General features: G+C 67.4%; 12 protein-coding genes. 3 read left to right on the top strand and 9 right to left on the bottom strand.

Going from position 1 to position 15,934, the window contains the following annotated elements:
- Positions 1–4: 4 nt before the first annotated feature.
- Positions 5–1,423, bottom strand: a complete 1,419-nt coding sequence (gene glmU / locus GR702_RS09890) for a bifunctional UDP-N-acetylglucosamine diphosphorylase/glucosamine-1-phosphate N-acetyltransferase GlmU (protein ID WP_160985728.1) — start codon at positions 1,421–1,423, stop codon at positions 5–7.
- Between the two features lie 60 nt (positions 1,424–1,483).
- Between glmU and GR702_RS09885 the strand changes: the two genes are divergently transcribed.
- Both GR702_RS09885 and GR702_RS09880 read left to right on the top strand, forming a co-directional pair.
- Entirely contained in the window at positions 1,484–2,161 is a 678-nt protein-coding gene (locus tag GR702_RS09885) for an HAD-IA family hydrolase (protein ID WP_160985727.1), read from the top strand.
- A 117-nt stretch (positions 2,162–2,278) separates the two neighbouring features.
- Positions 2,279–3,157: an isocitrate lyase/PEP mutase family protein gene (locus GR702_RS09880; RefSeq protein ID WP_160985726.1), complete on the top strand. Its 879-nt coding sequence runs from the start codon at positions 2,279–2,281 to the stop codon at positions 3,155–3,157.
- A 9-nt stretch (positions 3,158–3,166) separates the two neighbouring features.
- Here the strand turns inward: GR702_RS09880 and GR702_RS09875 are convergent, their stop codons facing one another.
- From GR702_RS09875 to GR702_RS09860, 4 genes are all read right to left on the bottom strand, one after another.
- The gene (locus GR702_RS09875) at positions 3,167–6,016 is read right to left on the bottom strand and encodes a M16 family metallopeptidase (RefSeq protein ID WP_160985863.1); all 2,850 of its coding nucleotides are present in this window, start codon (positions 6,014–6,016) and stop codon (positions 3,167–3,169) included.
- A gap of 50 nt (positions 6,017–6,066) precedes the next feature.
- Positions 6,067–6,888 carry an enoyl-CoA hydratase/isomerase family protein gene (locus GR702_RS09870; protein WP_160985725.1) on the bottom strand — a complete coding sequence of 274 codons (822 nt, stop codon included), beginning with the start codon at positions 6,886–6,888 and terminating at the stop codon, positions 6,067–6,069.
- 10 nt (positions 6,889–6,898) lie between these two features.
- Positions 6,899–9,091: an acyl-CoA dehydrogenase family protein gene (locus GR702_RS09865; RefSeq protein WP_160985724.1), complete on the bottom strand. Its 2,193-nt coding sequence runs from the start codon at positions 9,089–9,091 to the stop codon at positions 6,899–6,901.
- A gap of 433 nt (positions 9,092–9,524) precedes the next feature.
- Positions 9,525–10,340: a helix-turn-helix domain-containing protein gene (locus tag GR702_RS09860; RefSeq protein WP_160985723.1), complete on the bottom strand. Its 816-nt coding sequence runs from the start codon at positions 10,338–10,340 to the stop codon at positions 9,525–9,527.
- 249 nt (positions 10,341–10,589) lie between these two features.
- Between GR702_RS09860 and GR702_RS09855 the strand changes: the two genes are divergently transcribed.
- Positions 10,590–11,546, top strand: coding sequence for an enoyl-CoA hydratase/isomerase family protein (locus GR702_RS09855; protein WP_160985722.1), 957 nt, complete (start codon positions 10,590–10,592; stop codon positions 11,544–11,546).
- On the opposite strand, the gene GR702_RS09850 is transcribed toward GR702_RS09855, so the two are convergent.
- The 4 genes from GR702_RS09850 to GR702_RS09835 are packed head-to-tail and all read right to left on the bottom strand — an operon-like array spanning position 11,478 to position 15,927.
- On the bottom strand, positions 11,478–12,905 hold the full coding sequence (locus GR702_RS09850) for an amidohydrolase family protein (RefSeq protein WP_160985721.1): 1,428 nt from the start codon (positions 12,903–12,905) through the stop codon (positions 11,478–11,480). The two genes, GR702_RS09855 and GR702_RS09850, sit on opposite strands and share 69 nt — an antisense overlap.
- A complete protein-coding gene (locus GR702_RS09845; protein WP_237449649.1) occupies positions 12,899–14,110 on the bottom strand; it encodes a CoA transferase in 1,212 nt (403 codons plus the stop codon). The genes GR702_RS09850 and GR702_RS09845 overlap by 7 nt, the downstream gene beginning before the upstream one ends.
- The gene (locus GR702_RS09840) at positions 14,100–15,599 is read right to left on the bottom strand and encodes a class I adenylate-forming enzyme family protein (RefSeq protein ID WP_160985720.1); all 1,500 of its coding nucleotides are present in this window, start codon (positions 15,597–15,599) and stop codon (positions 14,100–14,102) included. The genes GR702_RS09845 and GR702_RS09840 overlap by 11 nt, the downstream gene beginning before the upstream one ends.
- Before the next feature lie 37 nt (positions 15,600–15,636).
- A complete protein-coding gene (locus GR702_RS09835; protein ID WP_160985719.1) occupies positions 15,637–15,927 on the bottom strand; it encodes a hypothetical protein in 291 nt (96 codons plus the stop codon).
- Positions 15,928–15,934 lie beyond the last annotated feature (7 nt).

Genomic DNA, 15,934 nt, shown 5'->3' with positions numbered 1-15,934 from the left:
GGGATCAGTCCGTCTTTTCGGCCTTCTTCTTCCTCATCGCATCGTGGAAGCGGTCGGCCCAGCCCGGCTTGACCAGCTGCTCTCCGCGTACGAGGCGCAGTTCGCCATCGGCCACATCGCGCGTCACCGCGCTTCCGGCCGCGACGATCGCATCCGCCCCGATCTTCACAGGCGCGACGAGAGCACTGTTCGAACCGACGAACGCGCGCTCGCCGATCACGGTGCGGTGCTTGAAATAGCCGTCGTAATTGCAGGTGATGGTGCCTGCGCCGATGTTGGCGCCGGCCCCGACTGTCGCATCGCCAAGATAGGTCAGGTGGTTGGCCTTGGCGCCTTCGCCCAGCACCGCGTTCTTCATCTCGACGAAATTGCCGATCCTTGACCCGGTCTTCAGCACCGCGCCCGGGCGCAGGCGGGCATAGGGGCCGATGGAGACGCCGCTCTCCAGCGTCGCGCCTTCAAGGTGCGAGAAGGCATGGATCACGACATTGTCGGCAACGCTCACGCCCGGCCCGAAGACCACGTTGGGCTCGATGGTGACGTCGCGGCCGAGCCGGGTGTCCCAGGCGAAGAACACCGTTTCGGGCGCAATGAGCGTGACACCGTCGGCCATCGCACGCTGGCGACGGCGCGCCTGCCAGCGCGCTTCTGCCTCGGCCAGTTCGCTGCGGCTGTTGATGCCGCCCACCTCGTCCGCATCGTCAGTCACGATGACCGCGCAAGGCCGTCCTTCGAGCGTCGCGATATTGACGATGTCGACCAGGTAGTATTCGCCCTGGGCGTTCTCATTGCCAACCCTGGCGAGAAGGTCGAAGAGGTCGGCGGACTTCACCGCCATCAGGCCGGAGTTGCACAACCGGCAGGCGCGCTGCTCCTGTGTGGCGTCCTTGTATTCCACCATCATCGCGATGCGCCCATCGTCGTGCGCCAGCACGCGGCCATACTGCAGCGGATCCTGTGGCTCGAAGCCGAGCGCGACGACTGCGGGGGCGTCCGGTGCGTGCAGGCGCTCGATCATGGCGCGCATGGTGGCCGCGCTGACGAAGGGCACGTCCGCGTAGAGGATCAGCACATCGCCCGAGAAGTCCGCGAGCGCCTGCTGCGCCTGCTGGACGGCGTGGCCGGTGCCAAGCTGCGGTTCCTGCACCGCGATCGTGGCGCGCGGGCCGAGAACCTTCTCCAGCTGATCGCGCCCGTGTCCGGCAACGACGACCTGCCGTTCGGGCGCAAGCTCGGCCGCGCTGGCGAGCAGGTGCTCCAGCATCGGGCGACCGGCGACAGGATGAAGGACCTTGTGCAGGTCGCTCTTCATCCGCGTGCCCTTGCCCGCGGCAAGAACCACGACGGCGAGCGGCGTGGCGGCCGGAGCAGGCGCCGAGGCAGAGGCGGCGGACGGGGCGGCAGGCGTACTGTCAGGAGTCATGGGTGCACTCCTGCCAGCAAATCATTGCGGTTTCCACACCAAGCCGCCACAGCAGCGAAGATGACTTCATTTCCCTTCGACATCGTCGGGTTCGACCTCGACGGAACGCTGCTCGACAGTCTCGGCGATCTTGCCCACGCCGTGAACCACGCGTTGGCGCTGGAAGGTCGCCCGGCGGTTCCGCGCGATGAAGTCCGTGGCTTCGTGGGAGGGGGCGCCCGCAAGATGCTCGCCAATGCACTGCTGGCGACGGGCGGCGCGGTGGAGGAGAACCGCTTCGAGCAACTGCATGCCGCGCTGCTGGAGTATTACACCGCCAACATCGCGGTCGAGACCCGGCTTTTCGCCGGAGGCGAGGCCATGCTCGATGCGCTGGCGGCGCGCGGCGCCAAGCTGGCGGTTGTGACGAACAAGCTGGAACATCTGGCGGTGAAGATCTTCGCCGAACTGGGCCTGTCGGAGCGCTTCTACACGGTGATCGGCGGCGATACGCTCGGCCCGGGAAGAGCCAAGCCCCAGCCCGACCTGATCCAGCTCATGCTGGAGCGCGGCGGCGGCGGGCGCGCGGCCTATGTGGGCGATACCAGCTACGACACGCGGGCAGCGGCGGCGGCAGGTTTGCCGTGCGTCGCGGTCGCTTTCGGGTTCAACGACCTTGCGCCCGATGAGCTTGGCGCCGCCGCCGTCATCGGCCACTTCGACGAACTCGTTCCCGCGCTCCAGCGGATCGGATCGTAACGCCCCGCCGATAAGACTTTTGGCGGCGCGCCCAAGCTTGCGCGGCCCGGCGCTTCCGTGCGAGTCCCTCCTGCGCAGGCGTGTCCTGCACAGGTGTGCGGGAAAAGGGAGAGTGCGATGCCGACACCGGGTGAGAAGCTGCGCGCCCTTATCGAGGGAGGCGACCATTTCGTCGCCGCGGAAGCCTACAGCGCGCTGACCGGCCGGATCGTCGAGCACGTGGGCTTCAAGGCCGCGTACCTGGGCGGCCACGCGTGCTCCGCCTTCCACTATGCCATCCCGGACAACGGCAGCTTCAGCCAGATCGAGCAGATCGAACAGGCCGGTCGCATCGCGCAGGCCATGGACATACCGCTTGTCGCCGATGCCGATACGCTGGGCGAAACGGTGGCCGATGCCTATCGCCTGACCCGGATGTACGTGGCGGCGGGGATCGCGGGGTATCACGTCGAGGACGAGGTAAACCCAAAGCACTCGAAGCATGTGAATGGCCTCTGCTCGATTGAGGAGATGCAGTGCCGCATCGATGCGGGGGTGAAGGGGCGGGGCGATTCAGGCCTTGTCATCATCGCGCGCTGCGACGAGCTCTACACCAGTGCGAACGGCGGCGGCGGCGGCGGTTCCACAGAGGAGACCATCCGCCGCGCGCACGCCTATGCCGAGGCGGGCGCCGACGCCATCGTCTTCGCCAGCGCTCCTCCCGAACAACAGGCGCAGGTTATCCCGCACGTGAGGATCCCGGTCTGCACGCTCGGCTTCGACCTGCCCGGCACGCGGTTTACGCTGTCCACCGGATGGGGCTGGGTGTCAGCCGCGGTGAACCATCTGCGAATGGCGCGCGAATTGATGAAAACCGGCAGGGTGGCGAGCGCGATGGAGGCGTTCACCAGCTTCCCCGAAAAGTACGACCTGGTCGACCAGAGCCTCTACGACGATCTCGTCACCGGCTGGGCCGAACGGACGGGCAGGCCGACGCGTCCAAACCACGCGCGGTGACGTGGCCGGTCAGCGGGCCTGCGATGCGCCTTCGGGCAGGACCAGCACTTCAAGGCCGGCCTCGGGCGCCAGGTAGCGGGCCGCCATTGCCTGGACGTCGGCCGCAGTGAGGGCAAGGACGCGGGCCCTGGCCTTTTCGAAACGCTCGATGGTGTCGGGCCGGGTCTGCGCCCTGTCGACCAGCGCCATCCAGCCGCTGTTGCTCTTGAGGGCATTCTGCAGTCCCTCGACCAGCGGCTGACGCGCGCGCTGCAGGATATCGTCGCTGACCGGAGCCTTGCGCAGGTCTGCCGCGACCTGCGCAACGGCTGCCCGCACCGCCGGCACTTCCGACACCTCGGCAGACACGTTGACCGCAAAGACGCCGTAGCCTTTCCATTCGTGCGACAGATAGCTGCTGGCCGATGGCGAGTAGGCCTTGCCCAGCGCTTCGCGAAGCTGGTCGGTAAGCTCCACGCGCATGACGCGCTCCAACAGCTCGAGGGCGAGCGCTTCCACGGGATCGCCATCGTCGCGCGTAGGCCAGGTGATCCGCAGCAACGCCTGGTCGTCGGGCCCGGCGTGGCGAATGACGCGGGGCCTGCGATCCTTCGCGAACGTGCGGGGCGGCTGCTCGCCATGGGAGCGGAACGCGGGCTCACGCGCGGGCAGCGCGCCCAGCGTTGCCGCGACGAGGGCGATCGTGCGCTCCTCGTCGATGTCTCCGACCACGCCGACCTCGATGGCGCCGTGCTCCAGCCGGTCGCCGATGTCCTCCTGCAGGCGGGCATAGGTGAGCTGGCGATAGTCCTCGACCTTCTGCAGGCTGAAGCGCGGGTCATGGTCTGAAAGGATCGCGCCCAGTTCCATCTGCAGTGCGGAGGCGGGGGTGGAGCGGGCCTGCGCGAAGTAGTTGTTGATCTGCTGGCGATACTGGACTTCGCCCTCGGGCCTGTAGCCGGGCGCGGTGATGAGGGCGGTCAGCAGTTGCAGCTGCAGCTCCAGATCGCGCGGGGTGGTGGCCACGCGCGAATCGAAGCTCGCCTCCGAGCGCGACAGACCGAAGCCGACCGTTCGCCCGGCCAGGATCGTCTCGAGGTCGTCCCGGCTGTGCAGGGCAAGCCCGCCCTCGTCGAGGTACGCGGTCATCTCGGCGGCCAGCGGGTTCGAGCGGGTGGCAAGCATGTCGCCGCCATCGATGGCAAGGCTCACCCTGACACGGTCGTTCTCGAGGTCGGTCTTCTTGAGGTTCAGCATGACCCCGTTGGCGAAGCGGATCTCGCGGATGCCGAGCCCGGGAACCGTCCGGTCGCTCGCCACCGTGCCGGGCGTACCGAAATCGGTGTACCCGAACCGGGCGAAAGTTCCGGATTTCGGCGGCTCGATCTTCGCGCGCATGACCTTGCGCCAGGTCTCCCGCAGCGCCTGCTCGCCGCCTTCGGGCGCCTGCCGCCCCTGGAAGCGGATGAGCGGCTTTTCCAGCGCCAGCGCCTCGCGCTTCATGGCGGCGAGCACGGCCGCCGGGGTGATCTCTTGCGCGAAGGCATCGAAACGCTCGCGCGCGGACCGGGGCGTGGAGGGCACGAGCTCGTCGTCGACAAGGGCGAGGGCGAGCTGCGCCAGCACGGCATTGCTGCGCGTTGCGGCGGACGCTTCGGCGTTGGTGAGCGCGGTGCGGATCTGCGCCACCTGCTCGGCCACTTCCACAGGCTCGAAGCCGTAGGAGAGGGCGCGGCGATACTCCCGGCCCGCCGCATCCAGCCCGGCGCGCCACTTGCCATCGACGGTGTCCACGATCAGCCGCGTCGAGCGAGCGGCTTCGAAGACGTCGCCCGTCCCGAAGCCCGCCCCGCGGAACGGCGGATCGGCGGTGTGCGACAGGCGCTGCAGGCGGCGGTTGACGATGTCGTAGCCGATCGAGCGCAGCAGTCCTTCCCGGCGCCGCACCACGCTGTCGGGCTGGTCCAGCCACTTGCCGTTGCGCTGCACGGTGACGCGCTCGGCCAGCGCGGGGTCGAGGTGGATGGCCGCACGGTCGTGGTCGCGTGGATCGACGGGTCCTGCGCCGGGTTGCGGCTCGGCCGCTTTTGCGCGCCAGTCGTTGAAGTGGCGCACGATGCCCGCCTCGACCGCCGCCACGTCGAAATCCCCGACGACGACGAGAGTGACATGGGCGGGAACGTATTCGCGCTCGTAGAAGGTGCGCAGCGCCTCGGCATTGGCGGCGTTCAGGGTCTCGGCCGTGCCGATCGGGAAGCGTTGCCCGTACCGTGCGCGCGGATAGAAGAAGAGCGTTGCCGCCACCGTGTTGCGCAGCGACCAGGTGTTGCGGTCGCGCATTTCCGCCAGCACGACGCCCCGCTCGCGCTCCAGCGCTTCCTGCGAGATCGTGAGGTTGCTCGCGGTCTCGCGCATCAGCATCAGCGCGGTGTCGAGAAGCGCGGGATCGGAGCGGGGCAGGTCGAGCTTGTAAAGCGTCCGGTCGAGCCCGGTCGAGGCGTTGGTATCGGCGCCGAAGGCGAGCCCTTCGCGCTCGAGAAGGGGAATCATCTGTCCTTCGGGCACTCGGGCGGAGCCGTTGAAGGCCATGTGCTCGACAAAATGCGCGAAGCCCTGCTCGTGGTCGGCCTCGTCAAGCGATCCGGCCTTCACGTCCATGCGCACCACGCCGATGCCGGCAGGTGTCGCGTTGCGCCGGATGATGTAGCGCATGCCATTGCCGAGCCGCCCGAAACGGTACGCCTCGTCGACCGGGATGTCGCTGTGCTCGAAAGCCCAGCTCGTATCGTCGCGCGCGGGCCGCTCCTTCGCCGCCAGCGGAGCCGCCCCCAGCGAAGCCGTCGCCAGCGCCAGGAGCATTGCAGTCAGGTAACCTCTCATCAAGGGCAGGAGTGCCCCGATGATCTGCTCTTGGCAAGGGGCGCCGGCCGCTACCCGCCTTTGCCGCCCACCCCCTTCAGGTAAGCTTCCATGCCCATGATGTAGTCCGGGTTCAGCATGAGCGCGCTGTTCGCCATGCGCTCGACGTGGCGGGCGGAATCGCGGCCCACCTCGGCGCAGAGCTCTATCGCGACTTTGGCGGCGCCCATCTGCTCGCCGTTCTGCTTGGCGAGATGGCGACAGAAGTCCATGACCTCGGCCTCGAAATCCCCGTCCTCGTAGACCTGGTGCACGAGACCCATGGTGAAGGCCATTTCGGCGCTGGCCGGCTTGTTCGCCATGATCAGCCACCGGGCCCAGTGCGGACCGCAGAGCCGCGTGAGACGCGACACGCCGCCCGAGGCCGGGAGAACGCCGAAGAGCCCCTCCGGGAAAGCATAGGCCGCGCTTCTGGAGGCAAGGCGGAAGTCGCACGAGAGGCTCATCTCCAGCCCGCCGCCCACGCACATGGCATGGTGGGCGACCACAATGGGCTTCTCCACATGCTCCATCTCGTCCCACAGCTGCTGCATATTGTTGAGATTGAGGCGATGGTTTTCGCGCACCTTGCTAGCCGTGTTCGCGGCGACGTTCGCCTCCGAGGCGATGTTGCGGCTTCCGCCGCGCAGGTCCGCTCCCGAGCTGAAGTAGCGCCCCTGCGAGCGGATCAGCATGACATTCAGGTCGGCTTTGTCGCGCAGGCGAAGGACCGCCTCGGTGAGAAGGTCCATCATCTCGCGGCTGATGGCGTTCAGCTTGTCCGGTCGGTTCAGCGTGGTGACGAGGATCCCGTCCATTTCCTCGGTCAGCAGGTGAGGTGCTTCTTCGGTCATGGCGTTCCTTTCAGCCACGCGTGCGGGGCAGGCCAAGCCCGCGCTCGGCCACCATCGAGCGGTGAACCTCGCTGGTGCCGCCGTAGATCGTCGTGCCTGCCGCGTGGCGATAGCACTGGTTGAGGAAGCCCGCCGGCCCTTCGCGCTTGGAGAGCGAGGCAGGGGCGGTAAGGTCGAGCAGGTCACGGCTGTCGCTCAGGAACTTCTCCGAGGAATACATCTTCGCCATCGGACCGAAGCCGTGGTTCGGCTTCTTCTCGACGCTGGCCCATTGCGAGCGGTACGCCAGCATGTCGGATATCCACAGATGAGCGACACTGCGTGCAAGGCGGCACTGCGTGCGCACCTCGCCCGCGATGCCGAGTTCGCGGGTCAATTCCTCTGCGGCCTCGATCATCGCCTTCATCACCTTGGAGAAGCCACCCCCATGCTCCAGTTCGAGCGCGGCGCTCATTGTTCTGACGCCCCCGTCGATCTCGCCCAGACGCCACGAATCAGGAATGACCACACCGTCGTAGAACGTGATGTTGGTCCGCTCGTCCTGGAAGGTGTGCACGGCCTGCACCGTCACCCGCTCGGTTTTGAGCGGGACGATGAACATTGTCAGCCCCTTATGCTTGGGCACTTCGGTGTTCGTCCGCGCGAGCATCAGGACGTAGCTGGCAAGGTTGGCCCCGCTGGTCCACATCTTGGTACCGTCGATCCGCCAAGACCCGTCCGCCTGCTGCACCGCTTTGCACTGCGCCGCGAATACGTCCGACCCGCAGGAAGGCTCGGAGTAGCCGAGCGAGCAGAGGACATCACCGCCGACGATCCCGGGCAGCACTTCGGCCTTGAGCTCGTCCGAGCCGTATTTGTCGATCATCATGGCGACCATCGCCGCCACGTTCGCGCCGGGCGTGTTGTAGCCCTGCCGCTCCATCTCGCCCATCGCGGCGATCCGGGCGTAGGGGGTGATGTTGCGGCCGGAGAGATGCTCGGGAAGACCGGGGAAGAGGAGGCTGTGCTCGGCAAGCAGCTTGTGTACCTCGGGGACGTACCCCTCCCACGAATAGTGGAACATCGCCTTCTGCTCGGCCGTGACTTTGGTGGCGAAGATCTCCGCGATCTCGGCGCAGACCTGGCGAGCCTCGTCCCCGAGATCAAAATCGAGCGGGACGTCGCCTGAATCCGGCAGTGTTGCTGCCTCGCCCGCGTAGAGGCGCCGGCCCGCTTCCTCGAGTGCAAGCTGGGGGTCGCCAACGATGAGCGGCCATGCCTTTGCCCGCAGGTTGTAGAGGTGAATGTCGTACTCGTTCGAAAGACCGTACCCGCCAAAGGTGTGAAGCGATTGCGCCACCGCGCGCGCGGCGGTATCGCAGGCGTACCAGTAGGCAAGCGAGATCGTCGGCCCGGCCTCGTCGGAGGCATCGTGAATGTCGCGGATGGCCTTCCAGGCCAGGAACTTGGCGCCGTCGACGTCGCAGAGCAGATCGGCCAGCGGATGGGAGATGCCCTGGAACGTGCCGATGAGCTGGCCGAACGCCTTGCGCTCGGCCGCGTAGTCGCTCGCCATCTTCAGTGCTTGGCGCCCCATGCCGGACAGGGCGGCAGCCATGTAGAGCTTCCACTCTTCCAGCGCGGCGGCGAAGAGGGAGACAGACTTCTCTCCCGCGCCGAGCACGGCGATGTCGCCGGCGGTCAGGTCGATCTCGGCGATCGGCGTGGACGCGAGGTTGGCTTCCGCCTTGCCGGTGCCGCCTGCCGGCGCGACAAGCACGACTTCGAGCCCCCGCCGTGCGATGACCGCTTTCGCCACCGCGCCGCCGGCGATCCACTGGAGCGGCTTTTCCGCCATGTCGAAGGCGGCGATGGTCACCACCGCCTCGCCCGCGATCACCGTTCTCAGCAGTTCATCCTGACCACCCAGCTGGCCGAGCAGCCGCGCGGCGACGAGGGCTTCTGCGAGCGGTCCCGAGACGAGCGTGCGCCCGGCTTCCTCCATCAGCAGGGCGGCGTCGAAAAGGCCAAGGTCCATGCCGCCCGCATCTGCGGGCACGCGCATGGAGAAAGCACCAAGTTCCGCCAGTTCGCTCCACAGCGCCGGATCGAAACCGTCCGTCTCCTGCGCCTGGCGCACCCGTGCGGTACTGGAGTTCTCGTCGAGGAAACGCGCGAAAGTGTCGCGCAGCATTTCCTGTTCATCGGTCAGGTCGAAGTTCATGGCAGACTTTCCCGGAGCTTATCGTTGTCGGTGCAGCCGTGGCGATCGGACGGCCCTGAGGGCTTCATGCTAGGTCCTGAACACAGCGGCTAGAGCCGTTCAATCCACCGCACGAGGCAATCGCGGGCGCGATGCGCACGCCTTGTTCGTGACCACGGGGGTGGAGAGGGCGCTGGGCAAGTTCCCATTCGGGAAGGCGCGTTGCAATGGCACGGGAAAGACCCCGCTAGCGCCTGGAGAAGGGCCAGAAGGCTTGGGCCCGGCACCTCGCCGCGTTGCCGGAGGCCTCCTGCAAGCCTGCCGAGGAGGAGTGCGGACGCACGAAGTCGCCCGCTGGCGAGTGCGGGCCTTTCGCCGGGGAAGAGGTGCGCTGCATGGCCTTGCGGGGCGATCCCGCAAGGCCATGTGAGATGGTTCGAAACCATTCAGGCAATCAGGCGGCGTGGGAGAAATGCTCCACGGATGCTTGCGGGTGCTGCGGTGCCGGATCCGGGAGGCAGGCGACCATGGCATCGCGGAGGCACTGGAACAGCGCCTCGGGATTGACCTTGTCGTCCTTGCCATAGACCAGGCTGATGACGAGCGGGTGGCCGTCAGGCTGGCGTGGGACAAGGCCGCACAGCGCCTCCGCGCCTGTGCCGAAACCGGCCGGGCCGAAAGCGTGGCGCGGTTCGCGGCAAGCGTCGATGCGCGCCATCATCTCCGGGAAGGCGAACTTGGCCTGCTCTTCCGCTTCGGCGTTGAGGCGGCGCACCATGCCTTCGCAGCGCTGGCGCGCGATAGTGGACAACATCAGCCAGCCCGCGGCGCTGCGGGCGAGCGGCTCCTTCACGCCGCCTGCCAGTTCGCGCGTGGCGGCAAGCGCCCTTGGCCCGTGACGCCAGTTGACGATCTGCACATCCATTCCGACCATCGAATGCAGCGCGACCGAAAGGCCGGTCTGCGCCACCAATCGGTCCATTAGACGCACGATCCGGCCGTCGCGAACAAGTTCGGGCTGGCCGGAAGTGCCGATAAGGGCAGCCCGGGGCGTCAGGCTGTAGGCGCGCGAATAGGGGTCCTTGTGAAGCAGCCCAAGTTCCACCAGGCTCGACAGCAGTTCCGAAGTGCTGGACTGCGGCCGGTTGTAGCGCCTGACGATATCCATCACAGTCGCTTCCCGGTGGGCATCGTCGAAGTACTCAAGAACTTCGATGACCCGCCGCGCGATCTTGGCCTTGTTCGATGATGACGACGTCTTGCCAGACATGAGGTCTCTCCTCCCTCTGCTTGGTGGTTGAACTCGCTTCTTTGAGTTCGCCTCAATCCCCGAGTCGCTGCCCAGATAACTGAGTCTTTCTCGTTTTTTGCTCACTTGGGTTAGCATCAACAGTGGTGTTCATCAAGCGCCTCTTTCGTGCGCCGACAGCACTTGAGCTGCACGCTACTAAGTGATCTATTTCCGCTTCCCCGGTCCTGTCGCATGGGTGAGAACGACCAACGGAAGGGGAGAGGCAGCATGGAAGCGGCGCATTTGACGGGCCTCCCATTTCGGCGCGAGCAGTCGGAAGTCGCAGGTGCCGCATGGCACGAGCCGGTCGCCGTGATCGATCTCGATACCCGGCGCGAGAGCTGGGAAGACCTGCGGCTGCCCCCGTGGCCCATCGTCGGCATCGGCAATCCCTCGCATTCGCTGGCTTCGCGGTTGGATGTGCTCGTCGAAGATGCATTCCACGCGGAGCAGCTGGTCGAGGCCATCCGTGCACAACCTCTGGCCGCAGCGACGCTGGTTCACCTGCTGCGGATGCTGCCGGGTCTCTCCGTAGACGACGGGCTTGCGGCCGAGTCGCTGGCATACGCAACGCTTCAGGGCAGCGCGGGGCATCGCGCCTGGATCGCAGGGCACCGCCCAACGCCCGCGCAACAGCCGCCCGGCAGGCTCAAGCTTTCGCGCAATGGCGACGAAGTGGTCGCAATGCTCGACCGGCCGGAGGCCGGCAATGCCATCGACCGACCGCTTCGCGATGCGCTTTACGAAGCATTCGCGCTGGTCAACCTTGACCCGAGCATCACGCGCATAACGCTGCGGGGACGCGGCAAGGCTTTCAGCCTTGGTGCCGACCTTGCCGAGTTCGGCACCACGACCGATCCCGCCACCGCCCACATGATCCGCTGCCGGACGCTGCCGGCGTGGGAAGCTGCGCGCTGCGCGGAGCGGTTCGTGGCGGAGATCGACGGTGCCTGTGTGGGCGCGGGGCTGGAGCTTGCCGCCTTTGCCGGGCACGTTCGCGCGACGCGGCGCTCGTGGTTCCAGTTGCCCGAGCTTGCGATGGGCATTCTTCCGGGAGCTGGCGGCTGCGTGTCGCTGACGCGGCGGATCGGCCGCCAGCGAACGGCCTTCCTGGCCCTATCCGGCCGCCGCGTCGGCGCGCGGCAGGCGCTCGAATGGGGACTGGTCGACAGCCTGGTGGATTAACCGGCCTTTCGCGATCGTCGCGGCCACGTCGCTGCTGTCGAGCCGCTGGCGCGCGCGGGACCACGGCTGGGCGAGGAGGCACAGGTCGGCAGGCTCTCCAGGCGCGACGCGGCGTATCCGGCGAAAGTCCAGCGGGTCAGCCAGGTACAGGTCGAGAGCGGCTTCGGGGCTGATGGCTTCTCCCGCGCCGACAACGGTGCCGTTCGACGTCATTCGCCGCAAGGCGGCAGCCATCGCCGCCCATGGATCCACGCTGCCGTAGGGCGCGTCGCTTCCCCCGGCCACCGCGATCCCTGCCTCGATCAGGGTGTTGACGCGATAGAGATCCGGAATGTGGCGGGCATCGACCTCGGCAAGGTAGCGCTCGCCCCGCTCTGCGATGAAATGCGGTTGCACGCAGGCAGCCAGGCCAAGCCGGGCCATGCGCTCGACAAGATCGGGAGAGGCGACGGACACGTGTTCGATACGGTCTCCGCGACGCGCTTCTCCCGCCTCCAGAAGCGCGAGAGCGAAGACCAGTTCCACCTCGGTCACGCAGTGCACCGCGACGGTACGCCCCTGCGCGCGGGCGCTCTGGACAAGCGCCAGTGCAACATCGAAGTCCGGCAGGGCCGCTTCGTGCAGGTGCAGCTTCAGCGGGCCGATCCGCCAATGCTCCTGCGGTGCCTGCGAAAGAGCCGGGCTGCCTGCCAGAACGACCGACTGCAGCAATCGGCCGGCTTCCACCTGGCCTGTGAAGTGGCGGGCCATCACCGTGCCGTTCGCGGGCGACATGTCGGTGATGCCGGTGACGCCGTAGCGCGCAAGCTCGGCGCTCACGTCCATGAAATCGGGTGGAACGCTGCCGAGCGCCTTCTGCAGCCATGCGTCCTCGTCGAACAGGCGGCCGGTGAAGCGGCCATGCTTTCGCTCGAGGCCGGGCGGCGGCGGAGCGGCGGCGAGGAGTTTCTCCAGCGCAAGCGAGTTGAGCAGCCACATGCGCCCGGTCGCGTGCTGGATGCGCACAGGGCGGTCGGCGACGATGCGGTCGAGCATGCACGCGTCCGGCAAAGTGCCCCCGAGCACGCTTTCGTGGAAGCCGGTGCCGCGGAGCCATCCGCTCCCCGGAACCTGCAGCGAGCGCACGAAGGCTTCGGAGGACATGACGCCGGGCGGGCCGCAAGGGATCGATGCCCGCCGCGCGGCTGTGGCGGCAAGGTGGATGTGGTGGTCGTGCAGGCCCGGCAGCAGGGCGCCGCCGCCCGCTTCGATCAGCGGCTCGCCCGCGCGCTGGGCAAGCTGGCCCATCTCCGCGATGCGAGTGCCTGCGATGCGCACGTCGCAGAGCACGCCGCTCACCTCGGCTCCGCGGATCAGCATGGCAGGTAGCTCTCGTTGTCGGCGCCCGGCGGGTGCACGGGCGCCTGCAGTGGACGCGGAGCGACATGACGAAAGGCGCTTCCGACCGAGCAGCCCCATGCGTGCAGTTCGTCGTCGACGGCGGCGCGGTCGTGCGCGCGTTCCTCCGCAAGAGCCATGGAGACGATTGCGCTCATCGACAGGCCGATGCGCTGCGCGGCACCGCTGCGGTAGGCGGCAAGCCCTTCGCGGGCAGCGGTGATGCCGGTCAGGGGATCGGCGATGGCGTCTCCGACATAGCCGATCTCGCCGGTGAGGTCGGCCATCGCGCGCGAGAGGCCGCCCGCGACGCCGCAGTCGTTGCCGATCCCCACCCACTGCGCGGCTTCGCCCAGGGCTCCGTGTCCGGTGACCGAGAGCCAGACGAGCCCCGGAACATCCCGCACCAGCTGGTCCGCGTCGATCCCGAGCTGGAGAAGCGCTCTTGGCCGCGAGGATTCGATCACCACGTCGGCACGGCGGATGAGCGCCACCAGCGCGGCCTTCTGCTCGGCGCAGGTGAAATCGACAAGGACGCTCGCCTTGCCCTGGTTGATCCGGTCGAACGTGTCGGGATCATCGCGGCGGATCAGGTCGGGACGGCTGGGGCTTTCCACCTTCACGACCTCCATGCCGGCCTGCCACAGCAGGTGCCCGGCCAGCGGTCCGGCCCAGATGGCGGAAAGGTCCACCACCAGCGGCCGATGGCCGGGCGAGCGTTCGCGCCGTGGTCCGCGCGTCATGACCTGCACTGGCTGCGACACGGGAAGCTCGTCGGCCGATGCGACCGGGAGGCCCAGCAACCGGCCTCTGGCGACAAGCTCGATGCAATCTCGGCGGGCGGCGGCGGCTTCGATGGCATTCCAGTCGGACGGGTCGATCTCCGCATTGCCGAAGAGGGCGGGGAGAAGTTCGCGGTCGACCTCGCGGATAAGGGTGAGCGCGAACCATCCCCCGTCTCGCGTCGGCATGAGACGGCTGCCACCGGGCCCGGCCGAAATCCTGCCCGCAATGGAAAAGCCCCCGTTTGACGCACGCTCTCCCATGATGGCCGCTCCGTCCAGAGCAGAAAGCGCGGCGCTGGCGTGGGCCCGGGCCATGGCCTTGAGCTGGCGATCTGCCCAGCGCGCAAGGGGGATCGCGGGAGCGGGGGACGTGGACGCCCGGCTGGCCCGCTCAGCCGGCAAGGACGTCCTTGACCTTGCGGCGCAGCAGTTTGCCCATCTCGTTATATGGCAGCTCGGGCAGGAACGCGATCTTCTCCGGCACGCGCGAGGAGCGCAGGCGCGCGCGCACGAGTTCCCTCAATTCGCCCTCGTCCGGGGCGACATGATCTTCGCGGGTGACCACCGCGACGCCGACCGCCTCGCCCCACTCGACCGAGGGAATGGCATAGGCACAGGCATCGGCGATGGCGGGATGGGTGAGTAGCACGTCCTCGATTTCGCCAGGGGACATGTTCTCTCCGCCGCGCACGATCACGTCGTCGGCCCGGCCGGACAGGAACAGATAGCCATCCTCGTCCATGTATCCCGCATCCCGCGTGGGGAACCAGCCTTCCGGATCGAGCGCGCTCTTCTCCTTGTATTCTCCGGAGACCTGTTCGCCGCGCACGTAGATCTCGCCTGCTTCGCCGGGCGGAAGGACCTCGCCGTTCTCGCCCCGGATCTCCATCACCACCGTCGGGATCGGCTTGCCGAGCGAGGTCAGGCGGGCGCGGATGCGCGGATCGCTCGAGGCAAGCGCCGCGCGGTGGTCGTCAGGGCCGAGCAGCGCGACGGTGGAACTGGTCTCGGTCAGGCCATAGGCGTTGGTGAAGCCTGCGCGCGGGAAGCGCTCCAACGCCTTGTGGATCACCTCGAGCGGCATCTTCCCCCCGCCGTAGGCGATGGCGCGAAGCGTCTCGATGGCGGCGCTCGCTCCCCTGTCCATCGCATCGACGATGCGCGCCAGCATGGTGGGAACTACGAAAGCGTTGGTGATCGCCTCCTCCTCGACGAGCGACAGCCAGCGCTCGGGCGAAAAGCCGGGCAGCATTACGATCCGGCGCTGCGCGTAGATGGAGGAGAGCAGGGCCGAGATGCCCGCGATGTGATAGGGCGGCACGACGACGAGCGCCGCGTCCGCCTCATCCGCGCTGGCGAATTCGACGGTGCCCAGGATGTAGCCTAGCAGGTTGGAATGGCGCAGGATCGCCGCTTTGGGCGCCGCCGTCGTGCCGCTGGTGAAGAGCTGGATCGCGACGCCCTCTCCGGGATCGTACTCGCGCGCGTCGTCCGCGGGCACGGTCTCCTGAGCCTTCAGCGTAAAATCCTCGCGCGAGAGGACGGTGTGGTCCTGGTCGCCTGCAATGCGCAGCACCCGCTCCTCATCACCGATAACGAGGGCGGGGGCGATCCGGCCAAGCAGCGCGGCGAGGTCAGCGTCCGGAAGGCGATAGTTGAGCGGGCAATAGGGCACGCCTGCAAGGGCCGCGCCGAAGACAGCGATCACGGCCGCTTCGCTGCTCTCGTCAAGCAGCGCCACGTACTCGGCGCCGCTTTGCTGGATCAGCTCGAAAGCGCCGCGCGCGGCGGCGAGGAGGTCGCCGTAAGTCCAGCGCTTGCCATCGCAAACGAGGGCAGTGCGCCCGGGCGCGGCCTCGGCGGCCATCTCGAGAAGAAGCGCGATATTCATCGTTCGGGCAAGACGCCTTTTGGAAGGAGGGAAGGGCTCAGTCGGACGCGGGGAGCGGCTTCGCATCCTTGACGACGAGCGCAATGCCATCGACCGAGAGCGATCCCTTGCCGGGCTTGACGCAGAGCAGTTCATATCTGCCGTCCGCATCGACGTAGCGTTTGCCCATCAGCGTTCCGGCGGAGAAATCGGCGGCGAGAGGGGCGGCCTGGGTAGGCTTTGCCTCCTCCATGGGCGATCCGCCGCACTCGATCAAGCCCTCGGCGGCGCGGATCACCATGACTTCGGTGTCGCAGGCAGCGCTCTTCAGGCGGGTTCCAGGCTTCATTGTCAGT

This window comes from Novosphingobium silvae, assembly GCF_009856825.1.
Classification (GTDB): Bacteria; Pseudomonadota; Alphaproteobacteria; order Sphingomonadales; family Sphingomonadaceae; genus Novosphingobium; species Novosphingobium silvae.
The sequence above is the reverse complement of the archived record's forward strand: the minus strand, read 5'-3'. Positions and strand labels throughout refer to the sequence as shown.

Excerpts from the sequence above, each read along its gene's own strand:
- glmU (WP_160985728.1), bottom strand. The coding sequence starts at position 1,423 with ATGACTCCTGACAGTACGCCTGCCGCCCCGTCCGCCGCCTCTGCCTCG.
- GR702_RS09885 (WP_160985727.1), top strand. The coding sequence starts at position 1,484 with ATGACTTCATTTCCCTTCGACATCGTCGGGTTCGACCTCGACGGAACG.
- GR702_RS09880 (WP_160985726.1), top strand. The coding sequence starts at position 2,279 with ATGCCGACACCGGGTGAGAAGCTGCGCGCCCTTATCGAGGGAGGCGAC.
- GR702_RS09875 (WP_160985863.1), bottom strand. The coding sequence starts at position 6,016 with ATGAGAGGTTACCTGACTGCAATGCTCCTGGCGCTGGCGACGGCTTCG.
- GR702_RS09870 (WP_160985725.1), bottom strand. The coding sequence starts at position 6,888 with ATGACCGAAGAAGCACCTCACCTGCTGACCGAGGAAATGGACGGGATC.
- GR702_RS09865 (WP_160985724.1), bottom strand. The coding sequence starts at position 9,091 with ATGAACTTCGACCTGACCGATGAACAGGAAATGCTGCGCGACACTTTC.
- GR702_RS09860 (WP_160985723.1), bottom strand. The coding sequence starts at position 10,340 with ATGTCTGGCAAGACGTCGTCATCATCGAACAAGGCCAAGATCGCGCGG.
- GR702_RS09855 (WP_160985722.1), top strand. The coding sequence starts at position 10,590 with ATGGAAGCGGCGCATTTGACGGGCCTCCCATTTCGGCGCGAGCAGTCG.
- GR702_RS09850 (WP_160985721.1), bottom strand. The coding sequence starts at position 12,905 with ATGCTGATCCGCGGAGCCGAGGTGAGCGGCGTGCTCTGCGACGTGCGC.
- GR702_RS09840 (WP_160985720.1), bottom strand. The coding sequence starts at position 15,599 with ATGAATATCGCGCTTCTTCTCGAGATGGCCGCCGAGGCCGCGCCCGGG.
- GR702_RS09835 (WP_160985719.1), bottom strand. The coding sequence starts at position 15,927 with ATGAAGCCTGGAACCCGCCTGAAGAGCGCTGCCTGCGACACCGAAGTC.